Origin of the sequence: Sedimentitalea xiamensis (genome assembly GCF_030164465.1) — a bacterium.
GTDB classification, from domain to species: Bacteria; Pseudomonadota; Alphaproteobacteria; order Rhodobacterales; family Rhodobacteraceae; genus Sedimentitalea; species Sedimentitalea xiamensis.
In genome coordinates this window covers 1-14,584 of the sequence record NZ_JASNJE010000024.1, presented here as the reverse complement: position 1 = coordinate 14,584, position 14,584 = coordinate 1, and the positions used below count along the sequence as shown (strand labels likewise).

Below are 14,584 nucleotides of genomic sequence, written 5' to 3'. Positions count from 1 at the left end.
CGTTGTTCTGGCCGTTCAAGCTCTACCTGCTGGCGGGTTGCACGCATAGCAGGCTGCAAAATTAGCGGTTTCACTTGGGAGCTTGGAAGTTCATTGTTGTGGAGCCTTCTGGAATGCCCTGGCCTATTCCGCGGCCTCCGAACATTTTGATAACCTTCGAACTCCGTCCCAATCATCCAGTATGTAAAACCCTTGATGATCCCCATTAACCGAAAAGGTCTTTTCCTCGCGGGTCTGAGGGTCCGTATAGGAAATCGCCAGGACGAAGCTCAGAGGGCTGCTCGAGGGGCCAAAAAAGGCTTTAGGGTGGAAAACGCCGGTTGCCTCATGCCGATCCACAAACACCCGCGTTTCGTTCTCGGCAGACGCGCCGGAGAGTTCGATACCTTCCATCATCCCGCAAGCCAATGCATACCGGCCATCAAGCCGGGATAAATCGAAGTCATCGGCAAAGTGAGGGAGCAAATGTGTCAGCCTCTCGCAAAGATCATCAGCGTCCTGAGAAGACGGCAATCCGCAGCGGTTCTCCTCCTCCGCGTGCGCGGTTTGCAAAAAGCCCAGAACAGCAAGGCAGGTCATTAGAGAGGTCTTCAATTTTAGCATCCTTGAGAAATGTGACGGGTGGGGTAAATGCTGAGGCCGTTGCACCCTCAATTTGTACTTGGAGATACTAACCTTGCCTAGATGCGGTCGGCAATGCTCGCCACACGGCGAGATGGTTGTAATCTGTTTTGGCGATCTTATCTGGTCTTGCCCTGTCTGGGTAGCCGGGTCCAGAGAGTTTACGGTTCCTAAACAGGGAGATTTGCGTGGCTTGTAGAATCCCGATCGATGGCCCAGCGACAATAGAGGAATTGGAAAGTGACATCCGGCTGCTCGCCAGGCTAGCGGAAGAATTGCCCTCGAAGTCCTTCATTGCGCGTTTGTCTGAAAGCGATATTCAAGACAACATACCGCTTTATATCGATGAGATCGAAGCGGCCGTCCAATCCACGGCAACCGGGTACGCGTCCGAGATTGCGAAGCAAGTGATCACTGCCGTGCGGAATGCGGCCGAAGCCGGTGATATCAGGCAAGGTGTCGGCAATGCCTTTTCAGCGCTGCATGAAGCCTGCTCAGAACTGCATCGCCTGAGCGCTGCTTATGGGGAAATCGACTGAGCCCTTCGCATTCGCAGCATAGTTGTCGCTACGTGTGGCTCGAATGTCGAGTTCCGGCTGACTGCAGAAGAACTCAACGCGATTGGTAAGGGCAGCTTTGTCCGCATGACGGGCGTTCCGCGTCGGCGCGGCGATGCGCGGGTATGGCGCGTTCGGGTTTGGGGCGGGGCCTGTGGGCGCGCGGTTTAGAGGAATTCCGGCTGCGGCATGCCCAGGACGTGGTAGCCGCCATCGACGTGGATGATTTCGCCGGTGGTACAGGCGCCGGCGTCCGAGGCGAGGTAGACGGCTGTGCCGCCGACCGCCTCCAGCGTCGCGTTGGCGCGCAAAGGCGCGTTCTGGTCGGTGTGCTTGTAGGTCTTGCGCGCGCCGCCGATGGCGGCACCGGCCAGCGTCTTCATCGGCCCCGGCGAGATCGCGTTCACCCGGATGCCTTCGGGGCCGAGGTCGTTGGCGAGATAGCGGGTAGCCGATTCCAGCGCCGCCTTGGCGACGCCCATCACGTTGTAGTTCGGCACCACCCGGTTGCTGCCCTGGTAGGTCAGGGTCAGCAGCGTGCCGCCGTTTTCCGCCATCAGCGGATGCGCCCGGCGGGCGATCTCGATGAAGGAATAGGCGCTGATGTCGAGCGAGTTCTTGAAATTGGCGCGGGAGGTGTTGAGGAACCGGCCGGTCAGTTCCGACTTGTCGGAAAAGGCGATGGCGTGGACCACGAAATCGATGGTCGGCCAGCGGGCGGCCAGGGCGTCGAAGGCGGCGTCCAGCGAGGCGTCGTCGGTCACATCCACGTCGACCATGAAATCCGATCCCACCGAGGCGGCGAGCGGTTCCAGCCGCTTGCCGAAGGCGTCGCCCTGGTAGGTGAAGGCGAGCTCCGCGCCGGCCGCGTGCATGGCGCGGGCGATGCCCCATGCGATCGAGCGGTCGTTGGCGACGCCCATGATGAGACCGCGCTTGCCTGCGAGTGCTTGGGTCATGTGCCGGTCCTATCCGTTGAATTTCGACAGGATCATCGATCCGTTGGTGCCGCCGAAGCCGAAACTGTTGGTCATCACGCTGTCGAGCCCGGCGTTTTCCACCGTTTCCAGCGCGATTTCCGAGGCGTCCAGCGCCGGGTCCAGCGTTTCGACGTTGATCGAGCGGGCGATGAAGTCGTTGTCCAGCATCAGGAGGCTGAAGATCGCCTCCAGCGCGCCGGCGGCGCCTTGGGCGTGGCCGGTCATCGACTTGGTGGAACTGATCGGCGGCGTTGCGCCTTGCCCGAACACGCGGCGCACGGCTTCGACCTCGCCCACGTCGCCCACGGGGGTGCTGGTGCCATGGGCGTTGATATAGCCGACCCTGCGGTCCGCGGGCAGGGTGGAGAGGGCCAGCCGCATGGCGCGTTCGCCGCCTTCGCCGGAGGGTGCGACCATGTCGTGGCCGTCGCTGGTGGCGGCGTAGCCGGTGATCTCGGCGTAGATCTTCGCGCCGCGCGCCCTGGCATGTTCCAGTTCCTCCAGCACCACGATGCCGCCGCCGCCGGAGATCACGAAGCCGTCGCGGTTGGCGTCAAACGCGCGGGAGGCGCGCTGCGGCGTATCGTTGAACTTGCTGCTCATCGCGCCCATGGCGTCGAAGAGGCAGGAGAGCGTCCAGTCCAGTTCCTCGCCGCCGCCGGCGAACATCACGTCCTGCTTGCCGAGCATGATCTGTTCGGCGGCGTTGCCGATGCAGTGCAGGCTGGTGGAGCAGGCCGAGGTGATGGAATAGTTGATGCCCTTGATCCTGTAGGCGGTGGCCAGGTTGGCGCTGATCGTCGAGGACATGCATTTGGGCACCGCGAAGGGGCCGATGCGTTTGGTCGCACCGGAATTCAGCACCGTCTGATGCGCCGTCAGCATGGCGCTGGTGGACGGACCGCCGGACCCGGCGACGAGGCCGGTGCGCGGGTTGACGATATCGGATTCCTCAAGGCCCGCGTCGGCGATCGCCTCGGCCATCGCGATATGGGCATAGGCCGCACCCGGACCCATGAAGCGCAGGGTGCGCTTGTCCACGTGGTCGGCCACGTCGATCTTGAGCGTGCCGGCGATCCGGCTGCGAAAGCCGTGTTCGGCCATTTCGGGGCTGGCCTCGATCCCGGACGCGCCGGATTTCAGGGCGGCCAGAACCTCGGACGCATTGTTTCCGATGGACGAGACGATCCCCAGCCCAGTGACAACGACGCGGCGCATCGGCGGTCTCCTTCGTTGGCGGCCCTGACGGGCAATCAGGCCTGGGCGGTTGCCAGACCCACCTTCATGTCCTTGACGGCATAAATCTCTTCACCGTCGGCGACAACCCGTCCATCGGCCACGCCCAGCTTCAGCTTGCGGTCGATGATGCGCGTCATGTCCACGTAGTAGGTCAGCATCCTGCGGTCCGGCTTGACCATGCCCTTGAGCCTGACCTCGCCGACGCCCATGGCCATGCCCTGTCCCAGCATCCCGCGCCAGCCGAGATTGAAGCCGGTGAGCTGCCACAATCCGTCCAGTCCCAGGCAGCCGGGCATGATCGGGTTGCCGGGGAAATGGCACTGGAAGAACCAGAGGTCGGGGTGGATGTCGAATTCCGCCACCACATGTCCCTTGCCGTGGCTGCCGCCGTCGGCGCTGATCTCGGTGATCCGGTCCATCATCAGCATCGGCGGTTCGGGCAGTTGCGCGTTGCCGGGGCCGAAAAGTTCGCCACGGGCGCATTTGAGCAAGCCCTCTTTGTCAAAGCTGGTGGGGTATTGGGCCATGCGGGCGGCTCTCCTGCTCGGATCTGCGGTTGCAAACCCGTCTAGCAAGGGGCAAGGGGTCCTGCAAGGGTCCCTTGCCCGGCCGCGGGAGCGTGCCCGAGGCGGTCAGCCGCGCGGTTCGACCGCGCGCCGGTAGAGGTGCCAGGTGGCGTGGCCCAGGATCGGCAGAACGAAGATCAGCCCGACGAACAGGGTCGCCGCGCCCAGCGCCAGGGACAGCGCCACGATCAGCCCCCAGGTCAGGGCCGCGACCGGGGAGCGGCGGACCACCCGGACCGAGGTGACGACCGCGCGCGGCAGGCCCACGTGACGGTCGATCAGCAGCGGGAACGAGACCAGCGTGACCGCCAGGGCGGCCAGCGCGAAGACGAACCCGACCGCCATGCCGGCGATCAGCATCGTCCAGCCCGCCGATGTGCCGAATATGTCCTGCACGAAGACGCCCAGAGATTGCGGCGTTTCCGGACCCAGCGTCAGCTTGTAGATCGTGCCGGCGGCGAAGATCCAGACGATGAACAGCGCCGCCAGGTAACCGCCCAGCACCACGATCGGCAGGAAGGACGGCGAGGCGATCACCGCGAAGGCGTCGCCCCATCCGGCAGGCTGGCCCGCTTCGCGCCGGCGGCTCATCTCATATAGGCCGACCGCGGCGACCGGGCCGACGATGGCGAAGCCCGACATCATCGGGAACACCAGCGGCAGCATGTCGCGGTTCAGGGCGAACCAGGTGAGCAGCACACCGAGCACCGGGTAGACCAGGACGATGAAGATCACGTCGGTGCGCAGGGCGGTGAAGTCCTGATATCCCTTGGACAGCGCGCTGCGCAGGTCCGCCGTGGTCAGGTCGCGCAGCACGATGGGATCGGTGTCCGGTCCGGAAAGTTCGCTGGTTCCGGTGCCGATGCTGTGTGATCCGCGCCCGAACATCTGCGCGGTCCAGGATGCCGGGTTGCCAATTGTCTTTGCCATTTTGACCTCGCTTGCATTGATCTGCATCGCGGGGCCGTGATCCGGGCGGGTGATGGTGACGACCCGCTGGGCAGGCCCCTGGATTTCCATCCGGGGTTGAGCCTAGCACTTTTGCCGCCGCCTGTCGCGTTGCCTGCGCGGGCCTCACGCAGACGTGCGGCGCCCGCGAAAGCGGCGGAGTCTCGGGGGACGCGGTGTTGCGAATGATTTTTATTTGAACTCGCCGCCCTACCGGCCTTATATAGAAGGTCAGACGGCAATGTGGGATGCGAGAGTGACGCGCGACGCGATGGAAAATGCGACGGAATGGCTGGGCCAGGCCGGGCTGCGTCCGACGCGGCAGCGGCTTGCCCTGGCCGAACTGCTGGTCGGGGACGGGCAGCACCGGCATGTGACGGCGGAAAGCCTGTTCGAATCCGCCTGTTCCGCCGGGGCCAGCGTGTCGCTGGCGACGGTCTACAACACGCTGCGCGCCTTCTGCGACGCCGGGCTGATCCAGGAAGTGACGGTCGACGGTTCCAAGAGCTATTTCGACACCAACACCCACGACCACCCGCATTTCTTCTGGGAAGACGAAGGTCGGCTGACCGACGCGCCGTCCGAACAGCTTGTCATCACCCGCGTGCCGGATGCGCCCGACGGCGCGGAGATCGCGTCGGTCGATGTGGTGATCCGTCTGCGCCGCACCTGACGGAATTCGCCGCCCGGCGCAGATTGGCGTTTCGGCGCCGCCGAATGTAGGCTAGCCTCTGCCCGATCGAACAACAGCAGACAGTGCCGCCATGCCCCACCCGCTCGTGACCGCAGACGATATCGAAACCTACCAGCGTGACGGGGTGGTGCTGATCCGCGGCCTCTTTGCCGATCACGTCGACACCCTGCGCGCCGGGATCGAGCGCAACATGGCGGAGCCGGGGCCCCATGCCTCGGAAAACCGCAAGGAAGGCCATTCCGGCCGGTTCTTCGACGATTACTGCAACTGGGCCCGTATCCCGGAATTTGCCGAGGTGATCCGCAGCTCTCCCGCCGCCGAGGTCGCCGCCGATCTCATGCGCGCGCGCCGGGTGCAGATGTTTCACGACCATGTGCTGGTGAAGGAACCGGGCACCTCGATGGCGACGCCCTGGCACCAGGACGGGCCGTATTATTTCGTGGAAGGCAAACAGACCGTCAGCTTCTGGTCGCCGCTGGACCCGGTGACGGAGGCGGCGCTGCGCTGCGTGGCCGGATCGCATCTGTGGGAAAAGGACGTGCTGCCGACCCGCTGGGTCGCGGAATCGGCGTTCTTTCCGGACGACGGCCAGTATATGCCGGTGCCCGATCCCGAGGCCGAGGGCATGCGGATCGTCGAGTTCCCGATGCAGCCGGGCGATGCGGTGGCGTTCCACTACCGGACGCTGCACGGCGCGCGCGGCAACACCAGCCAGACCCGGCGGCGCGCGTTTTCGCTTCGGCTGGTCGGGGACGACGCGCGCTATGTGCAGCGCCCCGGCCCCACCTCGCCGCCGTTTCCGGGCCATGACATGCAGCCGGGCCAGACGCTGCGGGAAGACTGGTTCCCGGTGATCCACCGTGCCTGAACGGCGCGGAACGGTCTTGAACGGCGGTTTGCCGGGCGGACGATGAAGGCGTCCCTGAAGAAGACCCTGACGTCGCTTTACCTGGGGCGCAGCCGCCGCGCGACGTGGTTCCGCTATGGGCTGATCGCGTTCGACCTGGTGACGATCCTGTTCTTCCTGGCGACGGTGGCGGTGCAGCTGACGCCGGCGCTGATCGTGATCAACACGATTCTCGGGCTGCTGATCCTGATGGATTTCGCCGCCCGGCTCTGGGTTGCGGACGACCGGGCCAGGATGCTGCGGCAGGTCTACACGATCGCCGATGTCATCGTTGTGGGCACCCTGCTGGTCGCGCCGCTGCTGGATCTGCACGACCTGGCGGTGCTGCGGATCCTGCGGGGGCTGCGCCTGATCCATTCCTATCACCTGCTGCGCGATCTGCGCCGGGACAGCGCGTTCTTCCGCCGGCACGAGGACGCGCTGCTGGCGCTGGTCAACCTGATCGTCTTCATCTTCGTCACCACCTCCTTCGTCTTTGCCCTGTTCGCGGAAGACAGCGCCGGGCCGGCGCAATACGTGGACGCGCTGTATTTCACGGTTTCGACCCTGACCACCACCGGCTACGGCGACATCACCCCGACGACGCCGGGCGGCAAGCTGTTGTCGGTGGTGATCATGGTGGTCGGGGTCGCGCTGTTCGTGCAACTGGCAGGTGCGGTCCTGCGCCCGTCCAAGGTGACGCACAAATGCCCGACCTGCGGGCTGCTGCGCCATGACATGGACGCGGTGCACTGCAAGCATTGCGGCGAAACGCTGAAGATCGAGACGCCGGGCGCGACCTAGGCGGACGCGGTCAGAACCATTGTCCGGGTTCCATCAGGCCGAGGTCGAGCAACTGGCCCGACGTCCAGTCGAAGGGCGTCGAATTGCGCCAGCAAAACGAGTCGATGGCGTGGCGCGATCCGGGGTTGCGTTTCAGCGCCTTGGCGGCGCGGAACGAACAGACCGCGGCGGTGAGATTGTGGTGCCAGGGGCAGGCGTAGGTGTTGTATTCCTGGTCGTTGAACGTGTGGTCCGGGTTCAGGCGCAGTCCGGGGCGGGTCCGGAACAGGGCGATCCGGTCGATGCGGCGGCTGTTTTCCGGCACGTGTTCTTCGAACCGCCAGCGCAGGCCGCCGAAGAAATCCAGTTGCCGTTCGCGCGGCGCGCCGGTGTCGGGGGCGATCCGCGCCAGCGCATAGTAGCCGGACCGGTCCAGCAGGGCGCTGTCCAGCGATACCGCGGTCGGATGCCGGGACAGATCGCCGGCATAGAGGTCGACGACATAGGTCAGCATCGCGTCGCGGCGTTCTTCGCCGTGAAAGGCGAGCATTTCCCCGATGCTGCGGGTCTCGCAGAACGGGAAATACAGGTATTCGGCGTTGTAGCAGTAATAGAGCCAGGTGCCGGGCAGAACCCCGATCACCCGGTTCACCGCCTGGAACACCTCTGCCGGGCGGCTGCTGTCGAAGGCGATGCGCTGCACCTCGCGGTTTAGATCCGGCGGCAGGTCGAAGGCGTCCGGCATCAGGGCGAGCACCGACCCGAATCCAAGGTTCAGATGGTGGCGCAGGGTGCTGGCGAGTTCCACCCGGTCCTCGGCAAAGACCAGCGCCACCGGCCCCCTGGCGGGCCGGCGTTTCTGCCGCTTCAGAAAGCTTTCAAGCGTTTCGCCTGCCATGATGTCTGCCCGGAGTGCCGCCGTTGCGAAAACCTGGCCCAAAATTGGTTAATTCCGGGTGCATTGCAAGACGGCGGCAATCGGTTTAGATCAGGCCGCTGATCCGATCTTCCCAGAAGGCACTGCCCATGACGGCCCCGAAGAAACTTTTCATCAAGACCTATGGCTGCCAGATGAACGTCTATGACAGCGAGCGCATGGCCGAGGCGCTGGGCGGGCGGGGCTATGTCGAAACGCAGACGCCCGACGATGCGGACATGATCCTGCTGAACACCTGCCATATCCGCGAGAAGGCCGCCGAGAAGGTCTATTCCGAACTCGGCCGGTTCAAGGGGCTGAAGGCCGAACGGCCCGACCTGAAGATCGGCGTCGCCGGCTGCGTCGCCCAGGCCGAGGGCGAAGAGATCATGCGCCGGGCGCCGCTGGTCGATCTGGTGGTGGGGCCGCAGAGCTATCACCGCCTGCCCGAGATGGAGGCCAAAACCCGGCAGGGCGAAAAGGCGCTGGACACGGATTTCCCCGAAGAGGACAAGTTCGAGAAGCTGACTTCGCGCCCCAAGGCGGCGCGCGGGCCGACGGCGTTTCTGACCGTGCAGGAAGGCTGCGACAAGTTCTGCGCCTTCTGCGTCGTGCCCTACACGCGCGGGGCCGAGGTCAGCCGCCCGGCGGAGCGCATCCTGACCGAGGCGCGCGACCTGGTGGAACGGGGCGTACGCGAGATCACCCTCCTGGGGCAGAACGTCAACGCCTATCACGGCGCGGGGGCGGACGGGGACTGGTCGCTGGCCCGGCTGATCTGGGCGTTGAACGACATCGACGGGCTGGAGCGCATCCGCTTCACCACCTCCCACCCCAACGACATGAGCGACGACCTGATCGAGGCGCATGGTACCTGCGCCAAGCTCATGCCCTATCTGCACCTGCCGGTGCAGTCCGGAAGCGACAGGATCCTGAAGCGGATGAACCGCAGCCATACGGCGGAAAGCTACCTGCGCCTGATCGAGCGCATCCGCGCGGCGCGGCCCGACATCCTGATGTCCGGCGATTTCATCGTCGGCTTTCCGGAAGAGACCGAGGCGGATTTCCGGGCCACGATGGATCTGATCGAAGAGGTGAATTACGGCTACGCCTATTCGTTCAAGTATTCGACCCGGCCCGGCACCCCGGCGGCGGAGCGCGCCCAGGTGGACGAGGCGGAGAAATCCGACCGGCTTCAGCGGCTTCAGGCGCTGATCACCCGGCAGCAGCGGGCGGCGCAGGACGCCATGGTCGGCAGGGTGGTGAAGGTGCTGTTCGAGAAACCGGGGCGGTTTGACGGCCAGATGGTCGGCAAATCGGACTACCTGCACGCGGTCCACGTGGCCGGCTCCGGCGCGGCGACCGGCGACATCCGCCCGGTCCGCATCCTGTCTTCCGGGACCAATTCGCTGGCCGGAGAGGCGCTGCCCGCCGCGTGAGGCTGCGCGGATTCTGGTCTCTGCCCGCGTCCTGCGTGAATTTTTGATGAAATGCGGGTGCATTGGCTTGCATGGCGGGGCGGAACTTGGCACCTTCGATTCAGAAGGCCGAAATGGCAGTACAGGAGAGCGGATTGGCCACAAGCGCCCTGACCCCACCGCAGACCGACATGGCGCCGCACGAGGTGCTGATCGAATTTCCAGACAATCGCCTATTGATCGACCTGTGCGGGGAATATGACCGCAACATGGCCGCTATCGAACAGAAGATCGGGGTGCAGATCATGCGCCGCGGCAACCAGCTGTCGATCATCGGCGACGAGGACGGGCAGAAACAGGCCGCAGAGGTTCTGCACGCGCTCTATTCCCGGCTGGAAGCGGGGCGCGAGGTCGAAACCGGTGACATCGACCGGGAACTGCGGATGAGCGGATCGGAAGCCGGAACCGGGGTCCGCGACGGCGACCAGCTCGAGATGTTCAAGAGCGGCAAGATCGAGATCAAGACCCGCAAGAAGCTGGTGGAACCCCGCACCGCGGCGCAGCAGGCCTATGTCCAGTCGCTGTTCGAGAACGAACTGGCCTTCGGCATCGGTCCGGCGGGCACCGGCAAGACCTACCTCGCCGTCGCCGTCGGCGTTACCATGTTCATCGGCGGCCATGTGGACCGGATCATCCTGAGCCGCCCGGCCGTGGAGGCGGGCGAGCGGCTGGGCTTTCTGCCCGGCGATATGAAGGACAAGGTCGATCCCTACATGCAGCCGCTTTACGACGCGCTGAACGATTTCCTGCCCGGCAAGCAGCTGGCCAAGCTGATCGAGGAAAAGCGGATCGAGATCGCGCCGCTGGCCTTCATGCGCGGGCGCACCCTGTCCAATGCCTTCGTGGTGCTGGACGAGGCGCAGAACGCCACCTCGATGCAGATGAAGATGTTCCTCACGCGGCTGGGCGAAGGCAGCCGCATGGTGATCACCGGCGACCGCACCCAGATCGACCTGCCGCGCGGGGTGCCGTCGGGGCTGGCGGATGCCGAACGGCTGCTGAAGACCATCCCGAAGATCGGCTTCAACTATTTCACCTCGAAAGACGTGGTGCGCCACCCGCTGGTGGCCGCCATCATCGAAGCCTACGAGGCGGACGCGCCGGTCGCCTGAGCGCCCCGCCTTTTTGATCTGACGCAAGACGCCGCCCTGCCGATGGGGCTAGACTGGGCCAGCGGATCGCGGCCCGGCAGCCGCGAAGAGGGGGCTTTGGACATGCGGTCTCTGGTTCGGATCATCCTGCTGGCCTGCGTTGCCTGGGGGGGCGCCCCCCTGGCCGGGGCCACGCAGGACGTGGGCATGCACGAATTCTTCGAAACGCGGTGCCTCAGGTGTCACGGCCATGCCGGCCCGTTCGCCCGCGACCGCCTGTCGGTCGCCGACGGGGAGGTGGTCGGGAGCCGGGGGCAGCCGCTCGCGGGGTTTCTGCAACGCCATCAGGGCGGCATGTCGGAGCCCGAGGCAGACCTTTTGTGGGGTGTATCCCCTGAGCATACGTAGTTGACGAATCCCGGAAAGGTTGAAACGGTACATCGTCGAGATGGAGTTTCACTTTAATGCCTTCCAGCAACTATGCCGTGTTTCGCTAGCATATGTTTGACGGTGATGAAGTCGTCGCATTCGAAAATCATTATTCAGCCTTTGACGTAACTAAGGGGAAAAAGCGTCCTATCGAGTTGCCGATCGGTAATCTCCCCGATCTTAAAGGGCTGCGGAAGTAGAAATTTCTCGGCAAGATGGACGAGAAGATTCCGATGAAGAAGAGCCGTTTCTCCGAACCGCAGATCATGGGTGTGCTGCGTCAGGCGGAGGGCGGGATGCCCGTGTCCGAGCTGTGCCGCGCGCATGGGATCAGCAGCGCGACGTTCTACAAGTGGCGTGCGAAGTATGGCGGCATGGATGCGTCCATGATGAGCCAGATGAAGGCGCTTGAGGATGAGAACCGGCGGCTGAAGCGCATGTTCGCGGACCTGAGCATGCAGGCGGATCTGCTACGAGAGGCGCTTGGAAAAAGTGACGCGGCCAGCTCAGCGCCGCGAGCTGGGCGAGAATGCGGTGGCGACGAAGGGTGTCACCACGTGCGGCCTGCCGGACGTCGGGGTCAGCGAGACTTGTTTCCGCTACAGCCCGAAGCGCGACGACGAGAACGAGAGGTTCGCCGACCTGCTGGTCGGGCTGACCAATGTCCACAAGACCTGGGGTTTCGGCCTGTGCTTTCTGCACCTGCGGAACGTGAAGGGGCATGCCTGGAACCACAAGCGCGTGCGCCGGATCTATTGCGAGCTGGAGCTGAACCTGCGGATCAAGCCGCGACGCCGGCTGAAACGCGAAAAGCCCGATGAACTCGCCGTGCCGAGCGCGCCGAACCTGGTCTGGTCCATGGACTTCATGGCCGACCGCCTAGCCGATGGGCGACAGTTCCGGCTGTTGAACGTTCTGGACGACTTCAACCGCGAGGGCCTGGGTATCGAGATAGACTTCTCGCTGCCCGCCGAGCGTGTCGTTCGAGCCTTGAACCGGATCATCGCGTGGCGTGGCAAACCGCTGGCAATTCGGGTCGATAACGGCCCCGAATACGTCAGTTCCACCCTGATGACCTGGGCTGAGAAGCCGGGCGCCGCCCTGAACTACATCCAGCCCAGAAAGCCACAGCAGAACGCCTATGTCGAGCGCTACAACCGGACGGTCCGGCACGAATGGCTGGACCTCAACATCTTTGACACCATCGAGGAGGTGCAGCAGATCGCAACCGAATGGCTATGGACCTACAACAACGAACGCCCCAACATGGGCATCAGCGGGATCACACTCCCCATGAAGATGAAAATGGCCGCGTGAATTCTACGATCAAACCCCGCTGAAACGGGGAGGATTGTCCGAGATTGCGGCGCGGGTGACGAAGAGGCCGAGCAATTGCCGGTCGATTTCGCGCATTTTCTCGCTGCGGTTGGCCTCGCGGATGTCGCTGGGCAGGACGCCGCAGCAGTTCTGGTGCAGGTCGATGGCGATGACGGTTTCGACGAGATGCCAGAGGTCGTGGGCGGGCCAGCGGGCGCGGTTCCGGTCGGCAGTGGGCTGGCAATAGCGGATGCGGGTCAGGGCGTCGGTGAAGGCGTCGCCGATCATGTCGTTGAGGTCCTGCCAGCTGCGCATGTCGAAGCGGTTGCGCAGTTGCTTGCTGCCAAGGCGCAGTTCGAACCGCCAGACCTGGCTTTGATCCCGGTCGGCCAGGTCGAGCGGCGGTTTTCCGGCGGCGGCGCGGGCGGCGTTCCAGATCGTCAGCCAACCGGCCTTACCTTGCTGGATCACCTCGGCGCGTTTGTCGTAAATCGCGATCTGACGGCTGGCGACGGCCCCAGCGCGCAACCCGGTGACGCGCGCGCCGCTGGCCATGGTCGCGGTTTCATCGACGCCGGTGTATTCCGTGATCTTGGTTCGGGGCGGAAGCACCAAGGCATTCCGGTCCGGTTCGAACCACGGGGCCAGAAGATCGACGGCGAAATCGGCACGGGTCAGGCGCAGCTGGGTTTCGACGTAGGGAATATCCCAAGCCGCCATGCAGGTTCGAAAGTGATCCTCGGCCCCCTGCAAGCCGCCGGTGGCCAGCCCGAAGGCGCGGAAATCGACGGTGATGCCGGGATTGTTCGGAATGCGGTTTTCGGGGTCCTGAAACAGCCAGACCGCGCCATGATCGCCGGTATGGGCGGTGAAGCCCGACCCGCCCGCCTTGCGCACCGTCAGGGGCTGGCCGCCGATGTCCAAGGTGCAATCCGCATTGCCGTCAAAGGCATGGGCCTTGGCGCTGGCGAGTTCCGCCCGCAGGGCCGGGGGGATATCGGTCTGGATGGTGAATTTCAGACCGTCAAAGCCCGAATGCAGGATGTCCACGTCCATTTGCGCTGGCCTTCGCTTTGGTATCGGTAGAGGGGGGTGTTACAAGACCCCCCTCAATGGCGGCCCGTATCGCGGTGCCGATATGAATGAATGGTCCCTTGCGGGTAGTCGATGAAACCTGCGCCTCCGGCGGGGCAGCATCGGTTTTGGGGCCGGGCCTTGGCCCGGCGCTGCAATCACTTTGCATTGACTTGACGACCGATCCAGATTTCGGCGCGTTCCGCGCATTTGGCGAGATTGAGCAGGTCGGAATGATGGAAACTGCCGGTGTTCTTCCAGTCGCCCGTGTCGGTCTTGTAGGACCGGGACAGATCGACGGAATAGAAACCGTCATTCTGCCAGATCGTGGCGGTGACAAGGCCGATCTTGAATTTCTGTGCAGGCTGGTTTGCCATGGGTATGTCCTCTTGCGTTGGTTGGTTGCGAGGATGCGGAACCGTTTCGCCCGCATCCTCTGTCGAAGCCGTCCGGCCCCAAAATCCCGCGCGGCGCTGCCAACCCCGCGCGGGCAAAACTCAGGCTGCGTTTTGGCTGGTGTTCGCGCGGCGGCGGGTCTCGCCCCATGCCAGCAGATCGCGGCGGCGATAGCGGATCGAGCGGCCCGATTTGTAGAACTTCGGGCCAAAGCCGGTGACGCGCCATTTCTGGATCGTGCGCACGCTCTGGCACAGGAAATCGGCGGCGTCGGTCTCGTCGATGAAGCCGTCGAGATAGTCGTTGGGGGTGGTCGCAACTGGCCTTTGCCGCACAAATCGACTGAGGGGTTCACCGCATGCATCCAGCATGAGAGCCGGGAGGCATGAGCAGTTGGACCCCCACGAACTACAAGACCACGAACGGGTCGGCTTACCATGAAGCGTTGAAGCGGCGCGGATCGCTTTCGGTCTGGTTCGACCCCGAGATGAACCGGACGCCGCCGGCGAACGCTGAAACCGAACATCCCCTACGGCCCGCTGAACGTGCCAATCGGCAGCACCGGCATCAAGGCGGAGGGTGAGGCGGAACGGAAGGCGCGCAAGCATG

Annotated in this window: 17 protein-coding genes and 1 pseudogene; 9 read left to right on the top strand and 9 right to left on the bottom strand. The window is 64.2% G+C overall.

The genetic code is table 11. The features are described from left to right. Positions 1 to 123 precede the first annotated feature (123 nt). Positions 124 to 594, bottom strand: coding sequence for a hypothetical protein (locus QO034_RS16740; protein ID WP_284486674.1), 471 nt, complete (start codon positions 592 to 594; stop codon positions 124 to 126). A 215-nt stretch (positions 595 to 809) separates the two neighbouring features. On the opposite strand from QO034_RS16740, the gene QO034_RS16735 reads away from it, so the two are divergent. Beyond that, the gene (locus tag QO034_RS16735) at positions 810 to 1,160 is read left to right on the top strand and encodes a hypothetical protein (RefSeq protein WP_284486673.1); all 351 of its coding nucleotides are present in this window, start codon (positions 810 to 812) and stop codon (positions 1,158 to 1,160) included. A 185-nt stretch (positions 1,161 to 1,345) separates the two neighbouring features. Here the strand turns inward: QO034_RS16735 and QO034_RS16730 are convergent, their stop codons facing one another. The 4 genes from QO034_RS16730 to QO034_RS16715 all read right to left on the bottom strand — a co-directional run bounded on the left by QO034_RS16730 (position 1,346) and on the right by QO034_RS16715 (position 4,893). After that, positions 1,346 to 2,137, bottom strand: coding sequence for an enoyl-ACP reductase FabI (locus QO034_RS16730; protein ID WP_284486672.1), 792 nt, complete (start codon positions 2,135 to 2,137; stop codon positions 1,346 to 1,348). A 9-nt stretch (positions 2,138 to 2,146) separates the two neighbouring features. Continuing rightward, positions 2,147 to 3,376 (bottom strand): beta-ketoacyl-ACP synthase I, encoded by a 1,230-nt coding sequence (gene fabB, locus QO034_RS16725; RefSeq protein ID WP_284486671.1) that lies wholly within the window; start codon positions 3,374 to 3,376, stop codon positions 2,147 to 2,149. Between the two features lie 35 nt (positions 3,377 to 3,411). Further along, complete coding sequence (gene fabA, locus QO034_RS16720; RefSeq protein WP_284486670.1) at positions 3,412 to 3,924, bottom strand: bifunctional 3-hydroxydecanoyl-ACP dehydratase/trans-2-decenoyl-ACP isomerase; 513 nt, start codon at positions 3,922 to 3,924, stop codon at positions 3,412 to 3,414. 105 nt (positions 3,925 to 4,029) lie between these two features. After that, a complete protein-coding gene (locus QO034_RS16715) occupies positions 4,030 to 4,893 on the bottom strand; it encodes a DUF2189 domain-containing protein (protein ID WP_284486669.1) in 864 nt (287 codons plus the stop codon). A 259-nt stretch (positions 4,894 to 5,152) separates the two neighbouring features. On the opposite strand from QO034_RS16715, the gene irrA reads away from it, so the two are divergent. From irrA to QO034_RS16700, 3 genes are all read left to right on the top strand, one after another. Next, a complete protein-coding gene (irrA, locus tag QO034_RS16710; RefSeq protein ID WP_284486668.1) occupies positions 5,153 to 5,584 on the top strand; it encodes an iron response transcriptional regulator IrrA in 432 nt (143 codons plus the stop codon). 91 nt (positions 5,585 to 5,675) lie between these two features. Further along, complete coding sequence (locus QO034_RS16705) at positions 5,676 to 6,473, top strand: phytanoyl-CoA dioxygenase family protein (protein WP_284486667.1); 798 nt, start codon at positions 5,676 to 5,678, stop codon at positions 6,471 to 6,473. Positions 6,474 to 6,515: 42 nt separating this feature from the next. Continuing rightward, on the top strand, positions 6,516 to 7,295 hold the full coding sequence (locus QO034_RS16700) for a potassium channel family protein (RefSeq protein WP_284486666.1): 780 nt from the start codon (positions 6,516 to 6,518) through the stop codon (positions 7,293 to 7,295). Positions 7,296 to 7,305: 10 nt separating this feature from the next. Here the strand turns inward: QO034_RS16700 and QO034_RS16695 are convergent, their stop codons facing one another. After that, entirely contained in the window at positions 7,306 to 8,172 is an 867-nt protein-coding gene (locus tag QO034_RS16695) for a glycosyltransferase family protein (RefSeq protein WP_284486665.1), read from the bottom strand. A gap of 128 nt (positions 8,173 to 8,300) precedes the next feature. Here QO034_RS16695 and miaB point away from each other — a divergent pair, with 128 nt between their 5' ends. From miaB to QO034_RS16675, 4 genes are all read left to right on the top strand, one after another. Continuing rightward, a complete protein-coding gene (gene miaB / locus QO034_RS16690) occupies positions 8,301 to 9,629 on the top strand; it encodes a tRNA (N6-isopentenyl adenosine(37)-C2)-methylthiotransferase MiaB (RefSeq protein WP_284486664.1) in 1,329 nt (442 codons plus the stop codon). A 134-nt stretch (positions 9,630 to 9,763) separates the two neighbouring features. Further along, on the top strand, positions 9,764 to 10,780 hold the full coding sequence (locus QO034_RS16685) for a PhoH family protein (RefSeq protein ID WP_407696778.1): 1,017 nt from the start codon (positions 9,764 to 9,766) through the stop codon (positions 10,778 to 10,780). Positions 10,781 to 10,882: 102 nt separating this feature from the next. After that, entirely contained in the window at positions 10,883 to 11,167 is a 285-nt protein-coding gene (locus tag QO034_RS16680) for a hypothetical protein (protein ID WP_284486663.1), read from the top strand. 254 nt (positions 11,168 to 11,421) lie between these two features. Continuing rightward, positions 11,422 to 12,505, top strand: a protein-coding gene (locus QO034_RS16675; protein ID WP_284486662.1) for an IS3 family transposase whose coding sequence is annotated in 2 segments (ribosomal slippage) — positions 11,422 to 11,678 and positions 11,677 to 12,505 — 1,086 coding nt in all. Because the reading frame shifts where the segments join, the coding sequence is not laid out codon by codon here. Positions 12,506 to 12,514: 9 nt separating this feature from the next. Here QO034_RS16675 and QO034_RS16670 read toward each other — a convergent pair. From QO034_RS16670 to QO034_RS16660, 3 genes are all read right to left on the bottom strand, one after another. Beyond that, positions 12,515 to 13,561 carry a hypothetical protein gene (locus QO034_RS16670; RefSeq protein WP_284486661.1) on the bottom strand — a complete coding sequence of 349 codons (1,047 nt, stop codon included), beginning with the start codon at positions 13,559 to 13,561 and terminating at the stop codon, positions 12,515 to 12,517. 176 nt (positions 13,562 to 13,737) lie between these two features. Then, on the bottom strand, positions 13,738 to 13,956 hold the full coding sequence (locus QO034_RS16665) for a hypothetical protein (protein WP_284486660.1): 219 nt from the start codon (positions 13,954 to 13,956) through the stop codon (positions 13,738 to 13,740). 120 nt (positions 13,957 to 14,076) lie between these two features. Beyond that, on the bottom strand, positions 14,077 to 14,346 hold the full coding sequence (locus QO034_RS16660) for a helix-turn-helix transcriptional regulator (RefSeq protein ID WP_284486659.1): 270 nt from the start codon (positions 14,344 to 14,346) through the stop codon (positions 14,077 to 14,079). Positions 14,347 to 14,360: 14 nt separating this feature from the next. Here QO034_RS16660 and QO034_RS16655 point away from each other — a divergent pair. Further along, a pseudogene (locus tag QO034_RS16655) lies at positions 14,361 to 14,584 on the top strand (hypothetical protein); the annotation flags it as partial.